At 69.1% G+C, this 19,557-nt stretch carries 15 protein-coding genes; 13 read left to right on the top strand and 2 right to left on the bottom strand.

Annotated features, from left to right (window positions below):
• Positions 1 to 48 precede the first annotated feature (48 nt).
• Positions 49 to 1,734 (bottom strand): methyl-accepting chemotaxis protein, encoded by a 1,686-nt coding sequence (locus ACG02S_RS22280; protein WP_394472696.1) that lies wholly within the window; start codon positions 1,732 to 1,734, stop codon positions 49 to 51.
• A 434-nt stretch (positions 1,735 to 2,168) separates the two neighbouring features.
• On the opposite strand from ACG02S_RS22280, the gene ACG02S_RS22275 reads away from it, so the two are divergent.
• From ACG02S_RS22275 to ACG02S_RS22240, 8 genes are all read left to right on the top strand, one after another.
• A complete protein-coding gene (locus ACG02S_RS22275) occupies positions 2,169 to 2,540 on the top strand; it encodes a response regulator transcription factor (RefSeq protein ID WP_394472695.1) in 372 nt (123 codons plus the stop codon).
• Entirely contained in the window at positions 2,537 to 3,307 is a 771-nt protein-coding gene (locus tag ACG02S_RS22270; RefSeq protein WP_394472694.1) for an HD-GYP domain-containing protein, read from the top strand. The genes ACG02S_RS22275 and ACG02S_RS22270 overlap by 4 nt, the downstream gene beginning before the upstream one ends.
• An 18-nt stretch (positions 3,308 to 3,325) precedes the next feature.
• A complete protein-coding gene (locus ACG02S_RS22265; protein ID WP_394472693.1) occupies positions 3,326 to 4,117 on the top strand; it encodes an ABC transporter substrate-binding protein in 792 nt (263 codons plus the stop codon).
• Between the two features lie 24 nt (positions 4,118 to 4,141).
• Positions 4,142 to 6,649: a sensor histidine kinase gene (locus ACG02S_RS22260; RefSeq protein WP_394472692.1), complete on the top strand. Its 2,508-nt coding sequence runs from the start codon at positions 4,142 to 4,144 to the stop codon at positions 6,647 to 6,649.
• 310 nt (positions 6,650 to 6,959) lie between these two features.
• Complete coding sequence (locus ACG02S_RS22255; protein WP_394472691.1) at positions 6,960 to 9,254, top strand: NADP-dependent malic enzyme; 2,295 nt, start codon at positions 6,960 to 6,962, stop codon at positions 9,252 to 9,254.
• 20 nt (positions 9,255 to 9,274) lie between these two features.
• A complete protein-coding gene (locus ACG02S_RS22250) occupies positions 9,275 to 10,624 on the top strand; it encodes a dicarboxylate/amino acid:cation symporter (RefSeq protein WP_394472690.1) in 1,350 nt (449 codons plus the stop codon).
• A 212-nt stretch (positions 10,625 to 10,836) separates the two neighbouring features.
• Positions 10,837 to 12,540 (top strand): sensor histidine kinase, encoded by a 1,704-nt coding sequence (locus ACG02S_RS22245; protein WP_394472689.1) that lies wholly within the window; start codon positions 10,837 to 10,839, stop codon positions 12,538 to 12,540.
• A gap of 16 nt (positions 12,541 to 12,556) precedes the next feature.
• The gene (locus ACG02S_RS22240; protein ID WP_394472688.1) at positions 12,557 to 13,915 is read left to right on the top strand and encodes a sigma-54-dependent transcriptional regulator; all 1,359 of its coding nucleotides are present in this window, start codon (positions 12,557 to 12,559) and stop codon (positions 13,913 to 13,915) included.
• Between the two features lie 34 nt (positions 13,916 to 13,949).
• On the opposite strand, the gene ACG02S_RS22235 is transcribed toward ACG02S_RS22240, so the two are convergent.
• Positions 13,950 to 14,864 (bottom strand): YicC/YloC family endoribonuclease, encoded by a 915-nt coding sequence (locus ACG02S_RS22235; protein ID WP_394472687.1) that lies wholly within the window; start codon positions 14,862 to 14,864, stop codon positions 13,950 to 13,952.
• A 32-nt stretch (positions 14,865 to 14,896) separates the two neighbouring features.
• Between ACG02S_RS22235 and ACG02S_RS22230 the strand changes: the two genes are divergently transcribed.
• The 5 genes from ACG02S_RS22230 to hemW all read left to right on the top strand — a co-directional run bounded on the left by ACG02S_RS22230 (position 14,897) and on the right by hemW (position 19,423).
• Complete coding sequence (locus ACG02S_RS22230) at positions 14,897 to 15,865, top strand: serine/threonine protein kinase (protein WP_394472686.1); 969 nt, start codon at positions 14,897 to 14,899, stop codon at positions 15,863 to 15,865.
• A gap of 34 nt (positions 15,866 to 15,899) precedes the next feature.
• Positions 15,900 to 16,808 carry a PP2C family protein-serine/threonine phosphatase gene (locus tag ACG02S_RS22225; protein ID WP_394472685.1) on the top strand — a complete coding sequence of 303 codons (909 nt, stop codon included), beginning with the start codon at positions 15,900 to 15,902 and terminating at the stop codon, positions 16,806 to 16,808.
• A 13-nt stretch (positions 16,809 to 16,821) separates the two neighbouring features.
• The gene (rph, locus tag ACG02S_RS22220) at positions 16,822 to 17,544 is read left to right on the top strand and encodes a ribonuclease PH (protein ID WP_394472684.1); all 723 of its coding nucleotides are present in this window, start codon (positions 16,822 to 16,824) and stop codon (positions 17,542 to 17,544) included.
• An 85-nt stretch (positions 17,545 to 17,629) separates the two neighbouring features.
• Positions 17,630 to 18,235: an RdgB/HAM1 family non-canonical purine NTP pyrophosphatase gene (gene rdgB, locus ACG02S_RS22215; protein ID WP_394472683.1), complete on the top strand. Its 606-nt coding sequence runs from the start codon at positions 17,630 to 17,632 to the stop codon at positions 18,233 to 18,235.
• 3 nt (positions 18,236 to 18,238) lie between these two features.
• Complete coding sequence (gene hemW / locus ACG02S_RS22210; protein WP_394472682.1) at positions 18,239 to 19,423, top strand: radical SAM family heme chaperone HemW; 1,185 nt, start codon at positions 18,239 to 18,241, stop codon at positions 19,421 to 19,423.
• The last annotated feature ends 134 nt before the right edge of the window (positions 19,424 to 19,557 follow it).

Genomic DNA, 19,557 nt, shown 5'->3' with positions numbered 1-19,557 from the left:
GTTGCGCAGGATGAAGTTGCGATGCGGGTGGCCGGCGGTGTCGTCCACTCAGCAGGATGCCCACGCGGGCTGCGAGGCGAGTGCGGCGGTGGCCGGCGGGTGTGCGGTCGGCCGACGTGCAGCGGCGGCCCGGCCGGTGGACGCGGGTGCGGTGGCCTCTAGCGCCGGCGCCGCGGCGGCAGCTGGCCGCTCGACCTGGAAGGCCGCCACCGCCTGAGCGAGCGCCTGGGCCTGGCGGGACAGGCTGGAGGCAGCAGCCGCGCTTTCCTCGACAAGCGCCGCGTTCTGCTGCGTGACCTGGTCCATCTGCGTGACGGCGATATTGACCTGCTCGATGCCCCGGCTTTGCTCGCCGGCCGTGCCGGCGATCTCGCCGATCAGCTGGTTGACCTGACGCACCTGCGCAACGATGTCGTGCATGGCCTGGCCGGCCGCTGCGACCTGCTGGCTGCCGGCGGCCACCTTGTCGGCGCTCGTGCCGATCAGCGCCTTGATGTCCTTGGCGGCCGCAGCGCTGCGCTGCGCCAGCGTGCGGACCTCGCCCGCGACGACGGCAAAGCCGCGGCCCTGCCCGCCGGCGCGGGCGGCCTCCACGGCGGCGTTCAGCGCCAGGATGTTGGTCTGGAACGCGATGTCGTCGATGACGCCGACGATCTCGGCGACCTGGCGGCTGCTGGCACTGATTTCGTCCATCGTGGCCACCACCTCGCCCACCACGTCGCCGCCGCGCTCGGCAGCGCCGGCGGCGGTGGCCGCCAGCCCGCTGGCCGCACTGGCGTTGTGGGCGTTGTGGCGCACGGTGGCCGTCATCTGCTCCATGGTGCTGGCGGTTTCCTGCAGGCTGGCCGCCTGCTGCTCGGTGCGGCTGGACAGGTCCTGGTTGCCGGCCGCGATCTGGCCCGAGGCCGTGGTCACGGAGTCGATGCCGGTGCGCACCTCGTTCACCAATTGGCGCAAGCCGGCGACCGTGTCGGCGAGCGCTTGCTGCAGTTCGCCCAGTTCGTCGCCACGGTTCACGGCCACGTCCACGGTCAGGTCGCCACTGGCCACGGCCTTGAGGCTGCGAACGACTTGCGCGACGGGCACCGTCACCGAGCGGGTGATGACCACGCCCGATGCCAGGGCCAGGACCAGGCCGAGCGCGGCAAATGCGAGCGTCAGGCGGGTGACGCTCCCCACGGTTGCGAGCGTGGATTCACCAGCAGTCTCCATCTGTCCTTCCTCCAGTTCCGTCAGCGCCTGAAGTCGTTGCTGGTAGGAGAGCTGACGCGGGCGCAACTTGTCAAGCAGCACGGTCTTGGCGGCGGCGAGGTCGCCGTGGCGCACGTGCTGCAGCAACTCTTCCTCGTGTGCCGTGAAAAGGGCGTGCTCGGCCTGCACCTGCTCGAACAGCGCCAGGTCTTCGGGGGTGCTCAGCCGGGCGCGCAGTTCGGCGTAAGACTTCACCAGGCGCTCGCGCGACGCCATCAGCAGCACGATCTCTTGCTGACGCTGCGCATCGCTGTCCATCAGCGCCAGGTTGCGCACGACGCGTGCCTGCAGGTTCACGTCGTCGTCGATGCTGATGACGGTCTTGAGTTTGGCGTAGTGGCTGTGCAGCACGTTGTCCATGTGCTCGCCGATGTCGTTCAGGCCCCAGCGGGCGAAGCCGGCCATGGCTACCAGCAACATGGTGACCACGGCGAAGGCAATGGCAAGGCGGCTGCCGACGCGGAGATGCTTCAGGGCTTTCATGAGGGGCTTTCGTTGTCAGTCGTCGAGAGCGGGACGGGATCGGGCGTGCTCGACGAAGTGCGATGCCCGTATTGGAATCAATAAACGATAAAAACGATAGTGTCGTGAATACTCCGGCTGTGACTTTCTGCATGACCGGGTGATCGAGATGGGCAGCGGCGCCAGCGCGTGCGCCGCCGCCGCACGTCGAGGCGACGCGCTGGCGTCAAGATCTCGACATGCCTTTACTCATTGAGCTAACGGGTCGGCGTGGGTCGCAGCCTTGGCTATGCGCTGGCTGGCTTGCAGACGACCAGTGAGTGCCGGCGGGCTGCAAAAAGGCCGGGTTCTTGAGAACTTTTGGGCGAAAGCCGGGGCGGCTGAAGTGCCTGCCTTGGCAGCTTTAATCGATATAAATGATAATTTTAGCAAAACCCAGCCACCGGAGTGACCGCATGAAAAGCATCCTGATCGTCGACGACCATGCAGACATCCGCCGCCTGATCCGGCTGACGCTCGAGTTCGAGGACTACGACATCCGCGAGGCGGCCGATGGCGCGACGGCGCTGCGCATGGCGGCCGAACGGCTGCCGGATCTGGTGCTGCTGGACGTGATGATGCCGGGCGGTGTCAGCGGGATCGACGTGTGCCGCCAACTGCGTGCCGGTTGCACGTCGGCGTCGCCGCGGATCATCATGCTCAGCGCGCGCGGTCAGGCGAGCGACCGCGAGGCCGGACTGGCGGCGGGTGCCGACCTGTACCTGGTCAAGCCGTTCAGCCCGCTGCAGTTGATCGACTGCATTGCCGGGCTGTGGGCGCCGGCATGAGGGCGCACGAGATGTCGCGCCCGGCCGAGCTTCCCGCCAGCCGCAGCTTTGACGAAGCCGCGGTGGCGCAGATGGAGCGCATCGTCGTGGACCTGGGCCAGATGTATCACGAGCGCAACGACGCGCTGCGCGAAGTCACGCGGGCCCATCACGAGGCGCTGTTGCGCCTCTCGCTCGCGGCGGAGTTCCGCGATGACGACACCGGCGTGCACATGGTGCGCATCGGCTACCTCGCCGAGGCGCTTGCTCTGGCGCTGGGTCAGCCGGCGCGGTTCGCGCAGATGCTGCGCCGGGCCGCGCCGATGCACGACGTGGGCAAGATCGGCATCCCCGACGACATCCTCAAGAAGCCGGGCGGCCTCAGCCCGGAAGAACGCCAGGTGATGAACGGACACGCGCGGATCGGGGCGGACATCCTGGGACGCTCGCGCGTGCCGTTGTTCCAGGTCGCCGCCGAGGTGGCCCTGGCGCACCACGAACGATGGGATGGCACGGGTTACCCGCAAGGCCTGTCGGGCGAGGCCATCCCGTTGTCTGGCCGCATCGTCGCGGTGGTCGACTTCTTCGATGCATTGACGATGGACCGCTGCTACCGACCGGCGTTCCCGGACGATGTGGCGCTGGCGATGCTCAACGGTCAGCGTGGGCTGGCATTCGATCCGCAGGTGGTCGACGCGTTCATGAAAAACGCTGCGGCGCTGATCGAGCTGCGCCTGCGCATCCATCGCCAGCCCCCGAGCTTCGAGGACCTGGCGGGTCTGGACTGACACCCGGGGAATGACGTCATGACATCTGTTCGCCGGATCATGCTCGCGCTGGCGGCATTGGCCACGCTGTCTTGCGCGGCCGGCGCCCAGACGCTGGAGCGCGTGCGCACCAGCGGCGCGATGCGCGTGTGCATCTGGCCCGACTACTACGGCGTCACCTACCGCAACCCGCGCACCGGTCAGCTGGGCGGTATCGATATCGAGCTGTCGGCCGAACTGGCGCGCGAGCTTCAGGCAAACGTCGAGTACGTGGAGTCGTCGTTTCCGCAGCTGGCCGCCGACCTGCAGGCGGGGCGCTGCGACGTGGCCATGTTCGCCGTCGCTGTGCTGCCCAGCCGCCAGCAGGCGATGGCGTTCACGGCGCCCTACCTGCAGAGTGACATCTACGGCGTGACCACCCGTGCGAACCGGACGGTGCGGCAGTGGGCCGACATCGACCAGCCCGGCGTTGTCGTCGCGGTGCAGGCGGGCACGTTCATGGAGCCCGTCATGCGGGACGCGCTGAAACACGCGCGCATGGCCGTCATCCGGCCGCCGCAGACGCGTGAACAGGAACTGGAGGCGGGGCGGGTGGATGTCTTCATGACCGACTTCCCCTACAGCCGCCGGCTGCTGGACAACGCCGACTGGGCCCGCCTCGTGCCGCCGCCCGCGCCGTTCCACGTGCTGCCCTACGGCTATGCGGTCAAGCGGGGCGACGCGGGCTGGCTGGCCCGGCTCGACGAGTTCGTCGCCAGCATCAAGCGCGACGGCCGCTTGCTCGACGCGGCGCGCAAGCACGGGCTGCAAGACATCGTGGTGGCCCACTAGGCCATGCAGCGAGGTCGACGGGCGATGTCAGGCACTCACCGGCGCTCCATGCTCGGCCGCGCGCGGCTGATGGCCAAGGTCCTGGCGGTGCTGCTGTCACTGACCGTGGTGGCGGCCCTGGCGCTGCTGGCCCGCTTCGAGCGCGGCGAGACGCTGGGCCATGCCCAGGGCCGTGCCGAGCTGATCGCCCGCACGCTGGAAGACCATGTCACACGCACCGTGGAGTCCGCGTCGCTGATCCTGCGCACGCTGGGCGAGGGCATCGCGCAGCAGGGCACGCTGGAGCCGGCCCGCCTGCAGCCGCTGCTCGGCCAGCCACTGCTGTCCAGCCTTCCGTTCCTGCGCAGCGCCGCCGTGATCGACGAGCGCGGCGTGGTGCTGGCCAGTTCCATCCGCGGCGAGCCGGGCCTGCGCATCGACATGGACGGGTGGGGACCCTTGCCCGCCGAAGGTCAGGAGGCGCTGCTGCCGCTGCGGCCGGGACGCAGCCTGTTCGACCTGGCAACGAGCGGCGCGCCGCGGGCGGCCGGGGTGGGCGTGCTGCCGCTGGTGCGCTGGGTGCGCGGGGCGGCCGGGCAGCGCGTACTGCTGGTGGCACTCATCAACCCGGGCGCATTGGCGAACTTCCAGCAGGTCGCCGTGTCCGGCGATGGGGGCGTGGCGCTGCTTGCGAGCTGGCAGGGCCGGCTGGTGGCGGCCAACGAGCCGGTGGCGCTCGAACCCGGCCAGCAGATCAGCGGCCATCCCGTCTTCGACAGCTGGCTCCCGCAACGGGAGCATGGGGTGTACATCGGCCGCGGCCTGCTGGAGGGGCGGCAGGTGGTGGCCTTTCGCGCGTCGCGCACGCGGCCGTTGGTGGTGCTGGTGGAGCTGGCGCAGCAGGCGGTGCTGCGGCCCTGGCACGAGCGCGTGAACTTGCTCGGCGCCGTCGGCCTGCTGGCGCTGCTGGCCATCCTGGGCGGGCTGGCGGTCCTGCTGCGCGAGATGGATGCCCGTGAGCACGCGCGCGCGGCTTTGGACGGCGCGCACGAGCAGGTGGCCCTGCGTGAACGGGAACTGAGCGTGCTGCTCAAGAGCGTGCAGGAACTGATCTTCCGCACGGATGCCACCGGGGCCATCACCTTCGTGAACGCGCGCTGGGTGGCGATCAGCCACGAGGGCCCGGACCACGCCATCGGCCAGCGGCTGCGGGACCTGGTGGCGCTCCCCGACCGTCAGCGCACCGACGACCTGTTCACGCGGGACGACCGCGTCGGCGTGCGCCAAGAGCAGCTGTGCCTGCGCGCGGCGGACGGCCGGCTGCGGCACTTCCTCGTGGCGGTGGTGCCGCTGCACGGCGAGGGCCGCATCGTCGGGTTCGCCGGCAGCGCGGTGGACGTCAGTGAGCGCGTTCTCGCCGACCAGCAGCTTCAGCGCCAGCTCGCCTTCAGCGCCCTGTTGCTGGAGATGAGCCCGCTGCCAGTTTCCATGTTCGACACGGCGGGCCGGTACGTGCTGGTGAACCAGGCCTGGGAGGATTTCGTCGGTCGCCCGCGCGCCAGCGTGATCGGCACGCAGGTAGGCGCCTTCCTGTCGGCGCAAGATGCCGAGCTGCACGCCGAGCAAGATGCGCGTCTGTTGGCCCACGGCGGCAAGGCGCGCTACGAGACGCAGGTGCTGCACCGCGACGGGTCCCGGCGCGACATGGTGCTGACCAAGGTCGTCGTCCCCGGCGACGGCGGCGAGCCGGCCGGTATCCTGTGCACGCTGATGGATGTCAGCGAGTTCCGGGACGCCGAGCGCGCCACGCGTGAAGCCCGTGACGCGGCCGAGCGCGCGTCCCGTGAAAAGTCGGCGTTCGTCGCGAACATCAGCCACGAACTGCGCACGCCGCTGCAGGCCATCCTGGGCTTCTCCGAGCTGGGCTGCGTGCGCGGCCGTGACAACGCCCGCCTGGCCGGCATGTTCAACGACATCCACCACTCCGGGCAGCGCATGCTGGCGCTGGTCAACGACCTGCTGGACGTGTCGAAGATCGAGAGCGCCGTGGGCACTTTCGAGCTGGAGCGTTGCGACCTGCGGGAGATCGTGCAGGCCGTGCTGCGCGAAGTGGACCCGCTGCTGGCGCAGCGAGGCTTGCGCGTGGCGCTGACGCTGGCGGACGAGCCGCTCATCGCGCGGCTGGACCCGACGCGCATCCACCAGGCGATCCGCAACGTCATCGCCAACGCCATCAAGTTCTCGCCGCAGGACGGCGCGCTTCAGGTCGCCTGCCTGGCGAGCGAATCCGACACGCTGACGCTGACCGTGGCCGACCGCGGCCCCGGCATCCCGCCCGGGGAGCTGGAGTCCATCTTCGAAGCCTTCGTGCAGTCCAGCCGGACCCAGGACGGCTCGGGCGGCACCGGGCTCGGCCTGGCCATCTGCCGCAAGATCCTCGACATCCATGGCGGCCAGATCTGGGCGGACAACCGGGTGGGCGGCGGCGCGGTCTTCACCCTCGTGCTGCCGCAGCGGCCGTCCGGGGACTCCCAGCTCCACACGGGGTACTGACCCGACGGCGCCTGGCATCGGGAGGGCGCGGCATGCGGGCCCGCATCCGCTGTGATCCGCCGTTCAGGGTTTCTACGGTGGTCGCCGTCCGGAACGCCGGATGCCGACGGTGTGCCGATGCCGGATCACCGGGCCGTGCGCTGTGGCACCGTAGAAAAAGTCCTTCTGCAACAACGCTTTATGCAACCGGCATGAGTGCCGGCGGCATGGCATGGCCATTGCAAATGGGGGTGACGACCGCGGCGTGAACGCGGCGCCAGGGCTGCCGCAAGCAGACCCGGTTTCGCAAAACCAAGACCCGGAGACAACCATGGCCGACGACAGCTTGCGCGATGAGGCGCTGGACTACCACCGCTACCCCACGCCCGGCAAGATTTCGGTCACACCGACCAAGTCGATGGCAACGCAGCGCGACCTGGCGCTGGCCTACTCGCCCGGCGTGGCCGAGGCCTGCCTGGAGATCGCCCGCGACCCGGATGAGGCGATTCACCTCACGGCGCGCAGCAACCTGGTGGCCGTCATCACCAACGGCACGGCCGTGCTGGGGCTGGGCGACATCGGCCCGCTGGCCGCGAAGCCGGTGATGGAAGGCAAGGGCTGCCTGTTCAAGAAGTTTGCCGGCATCGACGTGTTCGACATCGAGCTGGCCGAGAACGACCCCGACGCGCTGATCGACACCATCGCGCGAATGGAGCCCACGTTCGGCGGCATCAACCTGGAGGACATCAAGGCGCCCGAGTGCTTCTACATCGAGAAGAAGCTGCGCGAGCGCATGAAGATCCCGGTGTTCCACGACGATCAGCACGGCACCGCCATCGTGGCCGCCGCTGCGATCCTGAATGCGCTGCGGCACGTGGGCAAGGACCTGACCGAGGTGAAGCTCGTGACCTCGGGCGCCGGCGCCGCGGCGCTGGCCTGCCTGGACCTGATCGTCAGCATGGGCCTGCCGCTGCGCAACATCACCGTCACCGACAGCCTGGGCGTGGTGTACGCCGGCCGGCGCGAGCAGATGGACCCGAACAAGGCGCGTTACGCGCAGGACACCCCGGCGCGCCAGCTGGCCGAGGTCATCGAAGGCGCGGACATCTTCCTGGGCCTGTCCGCCGGCGGCGTGCTCAAGCCCGAGATGGTCCGCGTGATGGCGCGCGATCCCGTCATCCTGGCGATGGCCAATCCGCACCCGGAGATCCGGCCGGAAGACGCGCTGGCCGTGCGGCCCGACGCGGTGCTCGGCACCGGCCGCTCGGACTATCCGAACCAGGTCAACAACGTCCTGTGCTTCCCGTTCATCTTCCGCGGCGCGCTGGATGCGGGAGCCACGACGATCAACGAGGCGATGAAGCTGGCCGCAGTGCGCGCCATCGCCGATCTGGCGCATGCCGAGATCCCCGAGGTGGTGGCCCAGGCCTACGGCACGCGCGGCCTGCGCTTCGGCCGCGACTACCTGATCCCCAAGCCCTTCGACCCACGGCTGATCGAGGCCGTTGCGCCCGCCGTGGCGCAGGCCGCGATGGACAGCGGCGTGGCCGCGCGGCCCATCGCCGACATGCGCGCCTACCGCCAACGGCTCGCGCGGTTCGTCTACCAGTCCGGCAGCAGCATGCAGCCGCTGTTCGCCGCCGCCCAGGCTGCGCCGCGGCGCGTGGTGTACGCCGAGGGTGAGGACGAGCGCGTGCTGCGCGCGGCCCAGGTGGTGGTGGACGAAGGCCTGGCCCGGCCGCTGCTCCTGGGGCGGCCCGGCGTCATTGCCGAGCGCATCGCGCAGTACGGCCTGCGCCTCAGGCTGGGCAGCGACTGCCAGGCCATCGACCCGCAGGACCCGGCCTCGCATGGCGACGCCGCCGACGCCTACTACCGGAGCAAGCGGCGCGACGGCGTGTCGCTCGACGTGGCGCATGCGCTGATGCGCAGCAGCGGCACGCTGCTGGCCGCGATGTTGGTGCGCCAGGGCTTGGCCGACGCGATGCTGTGCGGCACGCTCGGTGGCTACGGCGACCACCTGCGCCACGTGCGCGACGTGATCGGCCTGCGCGCCGGCCGGCAGACCTTGGCGGCCATGCAGATGCTGTTGCTGCCCGGCCGGCAGCTGTTCATCTGCGACACGCATGTGAACCGCGACCCCGACGCCGCCCAGGTGGCGGAGATCGCGCTGATGGCCGCCGAGGAGGTGCGCCGCTTCGGTGTGACGCCGCGCGTGGCGCTGCTGTCGCATTCCAGCTTCGGCGGCTCAGACGCGCCCTCGGCCGTCAAGATGCGCGCTGCGCTGACCCTGGTCCAGCGGGCCGACCCGCAGCTGGCCGTGGAAGGCGAGATGCGTGGCGACGCGGCGCTGTCCAAGACCATCCTGGACCGCGAGTTCCCCGGCTCGGCGCTGGCGACCGAGGCCAACGTGCTGGTCATGCCCAACGTGGACGCGGCCAACATTTCCTACAACTTGCTGCGCATCGCGGCCGGCAACGGCATCACCGTCGGCGGCATCTTGCTGGGGGCGGACCGCGCGGTCCACATCCTCACGCCGTCCGCCACCGTGCGCCGCATCGTCAACATGACCGCGCTGGCCGTGGTGGACGCCCACTCGCAGAGCACTTCGCAGCGCAACGCCTGAACAACGACAAGGAGACTGCCATGACAAGCCAACCCGTATCTGTATCTCAACCCTTCTACAAGAGCCTGTACCTGCAGGTCATCACGGCCATCGTGGTCGGGGTGTTGCTGGGGCATTTCTGGCCCGAGACCGGCGCCGCCATGAAGCCGCTCGGCGACGGCTTCATCAAGCTGATCAAGATGATCATCGCGCCCATCATCTTCTGCACCGTCGTCGGCGGCATCGCGGGCATGGAGGACATGAAGCGCGTGGGTCGCACCGGCGGCATGGCGCTGCTCTACTTCGAGGTGGTGTCGACCATCGCGCTGATCGTCGGCCTGGTCGTCATCAACGTTGTCAAGCCCGGCGAGGGCATGCACGTGGACGTCAGCCACTTGGACGCCAAGTCCGTGGCGGCGTACACCGCGCCGGGCAAGATGCAGGGCACGGTGGATTTCATCCTGAACGTCATCCCGACCACCGTGGTGGACGCGTTCGCCAAGGGCGAGATCCTGCAGGTGCTGCTGTTCTCGGTGATGTTCGGCTTCGCGCTGCACAAGTTCGGCGGCCGAGGCACGCCGGTGTTCGACTTCATCGAGAAGTTCTCGCACGTGCTGTTCGTCATCGTCGGCTACATCATGAAGGCCGCGCCCATCGGCGCGTTCGGCGCGATGGCCTTCACCATCGGCAAGTACGGCGTCGGCTCGCTGGTGCAGCTGGCCCAGCTGATGGCCACGTTCTACACGACCTGCCTGCTGTTCATCTTCGTGATCCTGGGCGGCATCGCGCGTGCGCACGGCTTCTCGATCTGGAAGTTCATCAAATACATCAAGGAGGAGCTGCTGATCGTGCTGGGCACTTCGTCCAGCGAGTCGGTGCTGCCGCGCATGATGGCCAAGCTGGAGAACCTGGGCGTGCGCAAGTCCACCGTGGGCCTGGTCATCCCGACCGGCTACTCGTTCAACCTGGACGGTACGTCCATCTACCTGACCATGGCCGCGGTCTTCATTGCGCAGGCTACCGACACCCCGATGACGCTGACACAGCAGCTCACCTTGCTGGGCGTGCTGCTGCTGACGTCCAAGGGCGCGGCCGGCGTGACGGGCAGCGGCTTCATCGTGCTGGCGGCCACGCTGTCGGCCGTGGGCCACGTGCCGGTGGTGGGGCTGGCGCTGATCCTGGGCATCGACCGCTTCATGTCCGAGGCGCGCGCGCTGACCAACCTGATCGGCAACGGCGTGGCCACCGTGGTGGTGGGCAAGTGGACGAATGATCTGGACAAGGAGCGCATGGACCGCGTGCTGAACAACGAGACCGTCGCCGAAGCCGACGAACCCGAGGCGGTGCTGGACCAGGTCGAGCACCACATGCCCGGCCAGCCGGCGCGCTGACCGGACGCGCGACCGGGGCTGCTCCGCATGCGCGGGCGGCGGGCTTGTGCGATAACAGCCGCATGACATCCCGCGAGGCGGTTTCTGTGCCGGCCGCCCCTTCTGCCCCTTCTGCTCCTTCTGCACCTTCAGCTCCCGCTGGCCCTTCAGCCCTGTCGCCGGCGACCCGTCGGCGCCGTGCCGGCTGGCGCTGGAGTGCCGCGCTGGCGCTGGTGGCGCTCGCCGCCTTCGCCGGCCACCAGGTGGCCCGGCACGCGGCCATCGAGCGCCTGAGCGAGTCGGCCGATCACCGCCTGGACATGCTGGCCGGCGCGCTGGAGGCCGATCTCCAGCGCTTCGAGCACCTGCCGGCCCTGCTGGAGATGACGCCGCTGGTGCCCGCGCTGCTGGACGCTCCCGCCGACGCGCCGCTGCGCGGTGCCGTCAACCGCTACCTGGGAGGCGTGAACGCCACCACGGGAGCGGAGATGGTCTACGTGATGGACGCGGCTGGCGTGTCGCTGGCGGCCTCGGATGCCGACGAGCCGGGCACCACCGTCGGGCGGGATCTGTCTTTCCGCCCCTACGTGGCCGATGCGCTGCGCAGCGGGCGTGGGCGGTTCTACGGGCTGGGCATCACCAGCGGCAGGCCCGGCTACTACCTGTCGTACGCGCTGCGCGGCAGCCGGCCGGCGCGTGGCCTGGTGGCGGTCAAGGTGGACCTGACCGGCGCGGAGCGCAGCTGGCGCCGGCTCCCGGGCGACGTGCTGCTGGTGGATGAGCGCGGCGTGGTGATCCTGACCACCCGCGATGCGCTGCGCTTTCGGCCGTTGGCGGCGCTGGATGCGCAGCAACGGGCCGAAGCGAAGCGTACCCGGGCGTACGGCGACTCGCCGCTGCAGGCCTTGCGCTGGACGCCACTGCGCGCGCTGGGCGACAAGGTGGCGGTGGTCGATGTCGAGGGGCGCGAGCAGCTGGCCTCGTCGCGCCGGCTGGGCAGCGCGCCGTGGCGGCTGATCACGCTGGACGACCTGGCCAGCGTGAAGCAGTCCGCGCGCAACGCGGCCGTCACTGCGGCGCTGGCGATGGCGGTGCTGCTGCTGGCGGTGGTGGCGGTGGCGCAGCGCCGCCGCGCGTTGCGCCACCGCCTGGCCAACCAGGCCGCTCTGCAGGCGGCCCACGACGCGCTGGAGTCCACCGTGGCCGCGCGCACCGAGCAACTTCGCGCCGCGCAGAGCGAGCTGGTGCAGACCGGCAAGATGGCAGCGCTGGGCCAGATGTCCGCCGCGCTGGTGCACGAGCTGAGCCAGCCGCTGACGGCGCTGCGCACGCTGGCCGAAAGCGCCGTCCTGCTGCTGGAGCAGCAGCGCACGCCGGAGGTGCAGGACAACCTGCTTCGCATCACGCGCATGGTGGACCGGCTGGCCCGGCTCACCACGCAGCTCAAGACCTTCGCTCACAAGGCCGACACGCGCGGGACGCCCGTGGTGCTGGCGCACTGCCTGGCCGACGCGCAGGCCAGCCTGGCGCCTGCGGCCCGCAGCGCGGGCGTGAGCATCGTGGCCGACCTGCAGCCGCCCGACCTGCAGGTGCTGGCCGACGATGCCGCGCTGAACAGCGTGCTGGTGAACCTGATGCGCAATGCCATCGAGGCCATGCAGGCGGCGCCGCAGCGCCAGCTGACGGTCAGCGCGCGCCAGTGCGGCACGCGCGCCGTGCTGGAGGTGCGCGACACTGGCCCCGGCATCGCGGCCGACATCCTGCCGCGCCTGTTCGAGCCCTTCGTCACCAGCAAGCCGGCCGGTGCCGGTCTGGGCCTGGGCCTGCTGATCTCGGCGCAGCTGCTGCGCGCGCTGAATGGCAGCCTCAGCGCGCACAACGCGGCGGACGGTGGCGCGTGCTTCATCGTGGAGCTGGATGCCGTGCAGCGGCCCTGATGGAATGACACCGACGATGAACACCCAGCTCCCGATCCGGGTCTTGCTGATCGACGACGACGAGGACGTGCGCCAGAGCACCGCGCAGATCCTGCAACTGGCGGGTTTCGCGGTCGAGGACTTCGCCAGCGTCGAGGCTGCGCGCGCGCACGTCCGCCCCGGGGCGCCGGTCGTGGTGGTGTGCGACGTCAAGCTGCCCGGCACCAGCGGCATCGACTGGCTGCCCGAGCTGCGCGCGCTCGACGCGGAACTGCCGGTCATCCTGGTGACCGGCCACGGCCACATCACGATGGCCGTGCAGGCCATGCGCGACGGCGCCTATGACTTCATCGAAAAACCGTTCACGCGCGAGCGGCTGACTGCCATCGTGCGCCATGCGGTCGAGCGTCGGCAGCTGGCGCTGCAGGTGCGCGAGCTGCGCGACACTCTGGAGAACTGGAACGGCATTCAGGCGCTGCTGATCGGGCGCTCGGCCGAGATGCAGAAGGTGCGGCGGGCGGTGATGTCACTGGCCGCTACCTCGGCGGACGTGCTGATCTACGGTGAGACCGGCACCGGCAAGGAGCTGGTGGCGCGCTGCCTGCACGAGCACAGCGAGCGGCGCAGCAGGAACTTCGTGCCCATCAACTGCGGTAGCCTGCCCGAGAACCTGGTGGACAGCGAGCTGTTCGGCCACGAGGCCGGCGCCTTCACCAGCGCCAACCGCGCCCGCGTGGGCAAGTTCGAGCATGCCGACGGCGGCACGCTGTTCCTGGACGAGATCGAGAGCATGCCCATGGCCGTGCAGGTCAAGCTGCTGCGCGCGGTGCAGGAGCGCTCCATCGAACGCATCGGCTCCAACAAGCAGATACCGATCAATTGCCGCATCGTTGCCGCCAGCAAGAGCGACCTGCAGGAGCTGTCCGACCAGCAGAAGTTCAGGGCCGACCTCTACTACCGCATTGGCGTGGCCTTCATCGAGCTGCCGCCGCTGCGCGAGCGGCGCGAGGACATCCCGCTGCTGTTCGAGCATTTCTGCCTGCTGGCCGCCAGCCGCTATGGCTGCGCCGTGCCCGAACTGAGCAGCGCGCAGCTGGCCGACCTGATGGGCTATGGCTGGCCCGGCAACGTGCGCGAACTGCGCAATGTGGCAGACCGCTTCGTGCTGGGCATGCCCGGCGAACGCCTCACGTCCGGCCGTGGCACGGACGAGGTGCCGGCCCTGCCGCGCAGCCTGCCACAGCAGGTGGAGGCGTTCGAGCGGGCGGTGGTGCGCGAGATGCTGAGGCGGCATCGCGGGGACCAATCCGCCACCGCCCAGGGCCTGGCCATCCCGCGGCAGACGCTGCACGACAAGCTGCGCAAGCTGGGCATCAATCCTGACGAGTTCCGGTAGTGGCGCGCGCTTGACGGGGGGCAAGCCTGGCCGGCTACTCCAGGTTTTGCACCTGCTCCCGCATCTGCTCGATGGCCACCTTCATCTCGACAGAGATGTTGGTCAGCTCCAGCGCGGCGGACTTGGAGCCCAGCGTGTTGGCTTCGCGGTGCAGCTCCTGGATGAGGAAGTCCAGGCGCTTGCCCAGCTCGCCGCCTTTTTTCAGCAGCCGGCTCAGCTCGTCCAGGTGGGCACGCAGCCGGCCCAGTTCCTCGGCGACGTCGATGCGGATTGCGAACGCGGCCGCCTCGTTCAGCGCGCGCTCCTGCAGCGCCTCCTGGGGCACGCTGGACGCCGCCCCCGTGGTGGCCAGCGCTTCCTGCCAGCGCTCCAGAAAGCGTTGCTGCAGGCGCGCAACCACGGCGGGCAGCAGCGGCTCGGCTTCGCTGGCGAGCTCGCGCAGCCGCGAGATGCGCTCGTTCAGGATCGCCACCAGCTTCTCACCTTCGCGCTCGCGCGCTTCGGCCAGGCCAGCCACGCAGGCCTTGGCAGCTTCAAGCGTCGCGGCGTCCAGCTGGGCCGGTGCAGCGGCGCCGCTCTTGCACCAGTTCAAGGCCTCGTGCACGGACAGCGGCTGGGCGTCCGGCAGCCAGGTGCGCACCTTGGCGTCCAGGCTGGCCAGGCGGTTGAGCTGATCCGGTTGCGGCTGGGGCCAGGCGCCGTCGGCCTCGCGCTGCGTGTTGATGCGAAGCTCGATCTTGCCGCGCTTGAAACGGGCGGCGATGAGTTCGCGCAGTTGTGGCTCCAGCCCACGCAGCTCTTCCGGCATGCGCATGCTGAGGTCCAGAAAGCGCCCGTTGACAGAGCGCAGCTCGACGCTGACGGCACTCTGGCCCGTGCTGTTGCCGTCGTCGGCTCTAGGGGGTTGCGCCACGGAATTGGCGTACCCGGTCATGCTGTAGACTGGCATCAAGACTCGCAAAACAGACACAAAACGCGATTATGTCCAAGCCGAAGCCGGCGCCATTGCCCGCAGGCACGGTGGTCGGGGGTTATCAGATCATCAAGCGGCTGGCGGCGGGCGGTTTCGGCGTGGTGTACCTCGCCGAAGACCCGGACCACCACCTCGTCGCGCTGAAGGAATATCTGCCCTCGTCGCTGGCCGAACGCTCCCCTGGGGAGCTGACGCCGCGCGTCAAGCCCGAGAAGCAGCCGCTGTACCGCCTGGGGTTGAAGAGCTTCTTCGAGGAAGGCCGTTCGCTCGCGCAGATCTCGCACCCCAGCGTCGTGTCGGTGCTGAACTTCCTGCGCGAGAACGAGACTGTCTACATGGTCATGAACTACCTGCAGGGCGACACGCTGCAGGACTTCATCGTGACCGCGCGCGACATGAAGCGTGACAAGGTGTTCCGCGAGTCCACCATCCGCAGCTTGTTTGACGAGATCCTGCGCGGCCTGCGCATCGTGCACCAGCACAAGATGCTGCACCTGGACATCAAGCCGGCCAACATCTTCATCACGAACGACAACAAGGCCGTGTTGCTGGACTTCGGCGCTGCGCGCGAGGTGCTGAGCAAGGAAGGCAACTTCATCCGCCCGATGTACACGCCGGGCTTTGCCGCGCCGGAGATGTACCGCCGCGACGGTTCGCTGGGCCCGTGGACCGACATCTACGCCATCGGTGCCTGCATCTACGCCTGCATGCAGGGCTACCCGCCCAACGACGCGCCGCAGCGGCTGGAGAAGGACCGCCTGAATCTGAGCCTGTCGCGCCTGCGCAATGTCTATTCCGACAACCTCATCGAGGTCACCGAGTGGTGCATGGCATTGGACCCGCTGGCGCGCCCACAGAGCGTGTTCGCGCTGCAAAAGGAACTGGCGCGCGAGACCGAGCGTCGTTACACCAAGCTCAGCTTCAGCGAACGCCTGAAGCTGCAGCTGGAAAACCTCAAGTCCGGAGCCAAAGTATGAGCGCCTGTGCTCGCATTTGCCGGGAGCCTGGGCTTTGAGGTTCAGCGTATTCCAAGTCAGCCGTCGCGGCGGTCGCGAGACCAACGAAGACCGCATGGGCTATTGCTACACGCGGGAGGCCGGCCTGTTTGCGCTGGCCGATGGCATGGGTGGTCACCCCGAGGGTGAGGTCGCCGCGCAGATCGCGCTGCAGACGCTGGCCGCGCTGTTCCAGCAGGACGCCCGGCCGGTGCTGGACGACCCGCAGCGGTTCCTGCAAGAGACCATCGTCATCGCGCACCAGCAGCTGTTGCGCTATGCCGCCAGCAAGGGCCTGTCGGACACGCCGCGCACGACGGTGGTGGCCTGCATCATGCAAGGCAACCAGGCGTGGTGGGCGCATTGCGGCGACTCGCGGCTTTACCTGGTGCGCGGCGACAAGCTGATCGCCCGCACGCGTGACCACTCGTACTCCGAGTTGCAAGAAGCCCTGGGTCGCGTCGGCCGCGGCAACGAGCCGTTCAACCGAAACGTGCTGTTCACCTGTCTGGGCAGCCCCGGCAAGCCCATGGTGGATTGCCAGGGTGCGCTGCTGATGGAGCCCGGCGACCGCCTGCTGCTGTGTTCGGACGGCCTGTGGGGCAGCGTGGAGGATCACGAGATCGTCCAGCAGCTGTCCGATCAGGCCATCTCCGAGTCGGTGCCCGAACTGGTCGAGCAGGCCTTGCGCCGCGGCGGCGAGCGCAGCGACAACGTCACCGTGCTGGCCGTGGAGTGGGAAGGCGAGGGCGATCCTGCCGGCGACACCACGCAGAACCTGGGCAATTCAGGGTTCGCCTCCACCATCCATGGCGCCCTGGATGCCGACCTCGTCGCCGCGATGGACGACGAGGAGATCGAGCGCTCGGTGCGCGAGATCAACGAAGTCATTCGCCAATCCGGCCGCGGCTCCGGCCGCCGCTAACCTCCTTTCTGCCATGACCAAGACCTTCACGCGCAGCGCAGGCCGCGCTGCCGACCAGTTGCGCCCCGTACGCATCACCCGCGGTTTCACCGTCCATGCCGAGGGCTCGGTGCTGATCGAGTTCGGTTCGACGCGCGTGCTGTGCACGGCCTCGGTCGAGGAGCGCGTGCCGCCGCACAAGCGCGGTTCAGGTGAGGGCTGGGTGACGGCCGAGTACGGCATGCTGCCGCGCGCCACGCACACCCGCAGCGACCGCGAGGCTGCCAAGGGCAAGCAGAGCGGTCGCACGCAGGAGATCCAGCGCCTCATTGGCCGTTCGCTGCGCGCCGTGTTCGACCTGTCGGCTCTGGGCGAGCGCACCATCACGCTGGACTGCGATGTGCTGCAGGCCGACGGGGGCACGCGCACCGCGGCCATCACCGGCGCCTTCGTCGCGGCTACTGATGCGGTCAACAGACTCATCGCCGACAGCAAGCTGTCGCGCTCGCCGATCAAGGATTCTGTGGCTGCCATCTCGGTGGGCATCGTCGACGGCGTGCCGCTGCTGGACCTGGAGTACACCGAGGACTCCGCCTGCGACACCGATATGAACGTGGTGATGACTGGCTCGGGTGGCTTTGTCGAGCTGCAGGGCACGGCCGAGGGCGTGGTGTTCACGCGCGAGGAGATGAACGCGCTGCTGGACCTGGCGGACAAGGGCATCCGCGAGCTGATCGACCTGCAGAAGTCGGCATGAAGTGCCGCGCAGCGCTGGGCCGCCCCAAGCAAGCGGCCATCCCCTCCGGGGATGGTCCGACGTATTCATCGGACGAGGGGTGGACATGAAGCTCGTCCTGGCGTCCAACAACGCGAAGAAGCTGGTCGAACTGCAGGCGCTGTTCACGCCGCTGGGCATCGCGCTGGTGAACCAGGGCAGCCTGGGCATTCCGGAGGCGGAGGAGCCGTTCGGCACTTTCGTCGAGAACGCCCTCGTCAAGGCGCGGCACGCCGCGAAGTTGAGCGGCCTGCCGGCGCTTGCCGATGACTCAGGCCTCAGTGTCGATGCGCTGGGCGGCGCGCCCGGCGTGCGCTCGGCCCGCTACGCGCTGGATGCCGGCGGCGAGAAAAGCGATGCAGCCAACAACGAACGGCTGCTGCGAGAGCTGGCCGGCGTGGCCGACCGCCGTGCGCGCTTCGTCTGTGCGCTGGTCGCCGTGCGCAGCGCGGACGACTCCGAGCCGCTGATCGCCATGGGCCGCTGGGCCGGCGAAATCCTGACTGCGGCCAGCGGCGAGGGCGGTTTTGGCTACGACCCGCTGATGCAGATCCCGACGCTGGGCGCTTCGGTGGCCAGCCTGTCTGCCGAGGCCAAGAACCGCCACAGCCACCGCGCGCTGGCAGCGGCGCACCTGATCGAGCAGTTCCGCGAGGTCTGGCACCTCGGGTGAGCCATGGCTGATCTGCAGCACCTGATGCGCCCGGGCACCTTGCAGCTGTCGGCGCTGCCGCCACTGGCCCTGTACGTGCACCTGCCCTGGTGCCTGCGCAAGTGCCCGTACTGCGACTTCAACTCGCACGAGGTGAAGGGGGCGGCGTTGTCCATCGACACGGCCGAGGCCTACCTCACCGCGCTGCGTGCCGACCTCGAAGCCGCGCTGCCGCTGATCTGGGGCCGCCCGGTGGTGAGCATCTTCATCGGCGGCGGCACGCCCAGTCTTTTCAACCCGGAACAGATCGCGCAGCTGATCTCGGACATCCGCGCGCGGCTGCCGCTGGAGGCGGGTTGCGAGATCACGTTGGAAGCGAACCCGGGCACCTTCGAGCGTGAGCGCTTCGCCGGCTTCCGCCACGCTGGCGTCACGCGGCTTTCGGTGGGCGTGCAGAGCTTCGACGATGCGCAGCTGAAGACGCTGGGCCGCGTGCACAGCTCGACGCAGGCGCGCGAAGCGCTGGCCGAGGCGGCCAGCGCGTTCGAGACCTGGAACCTCGACCTGATGTACGCGCTGCCGGGGCAGACGCTGGACGATCTGGGGCGCGAGCTGGACACGGCGCTGAGCTTCAAGCCCCCGCACCTCTCCATCTACCACCTGACCATCGAGCCCAACACGGTGTTCGCGACGCGCACGCCCGCACACCTGCCGGATGCCGACCTGGCCAGCGACATGCTGGATCTCATCACCGACAGGACCGGCGCCACCGGACTGCAGCGTTATGAAGTCTCGGCCTATGCGCGCGACGGCCACCGCTGCGCGCACAACCTGAACTACTGGCAGTTCGGCGACTACCTCGGCATCGGCGCCGGTGCGCACAGCAAGCTGTCGTTCCCGCACCGCGTGCTGCGTCAGGTGCGCTGGCGCGAGCCTGCTGCCTTCATGGCGCAGGCCAACAAGGTGAGCAACGAGCACGAGGTGGCGCGCAAGGACTTGCCGTTCGAGTTCATGTTGAACGCGCTGCGGCTGAAGGAAGGCGTCACGCTGGCGCAATTCCTGGAGCGCACCGGCCTGCCGGTGTCCAGCATCGCCAAGGGGCTGGAGGCGGCACGCATGCGCGGGCTGCTGGAGGCAGACGCGGCACGCATCCAGCCCACCGCGCGCGGCTTCGACTTCCTCAGCGACCTGCAGCAGCTGTTTCTTTGAGCCCTTGGCCCAGGCAGCCCCGCTGAACGCGGGCAAGCCTGGTCGGTGCCCTTAGGGAGCGACGATGCTCACGGGGGCGGCCCCGTTCGCACATCGCCTGAAATCAGACTTGAGGCGGCCCGGCGCCGGTTCGA

The organism is Pelomonas dachongensis (genome assembly GCF_043555865.1).
Taxonomy (GTDB): Bacteria; Pseudomonadota; Gammaproteobacteria; order Burkholderiales; family Burkholderiaceae_C; genus Pelomonas; species Pelomonas dachongensis.
The sequence above is the reverse complement of the archived record's forward strand: the minus strand, read 5'-3'. Positions and strand labels throughout refer to the sequence as shown.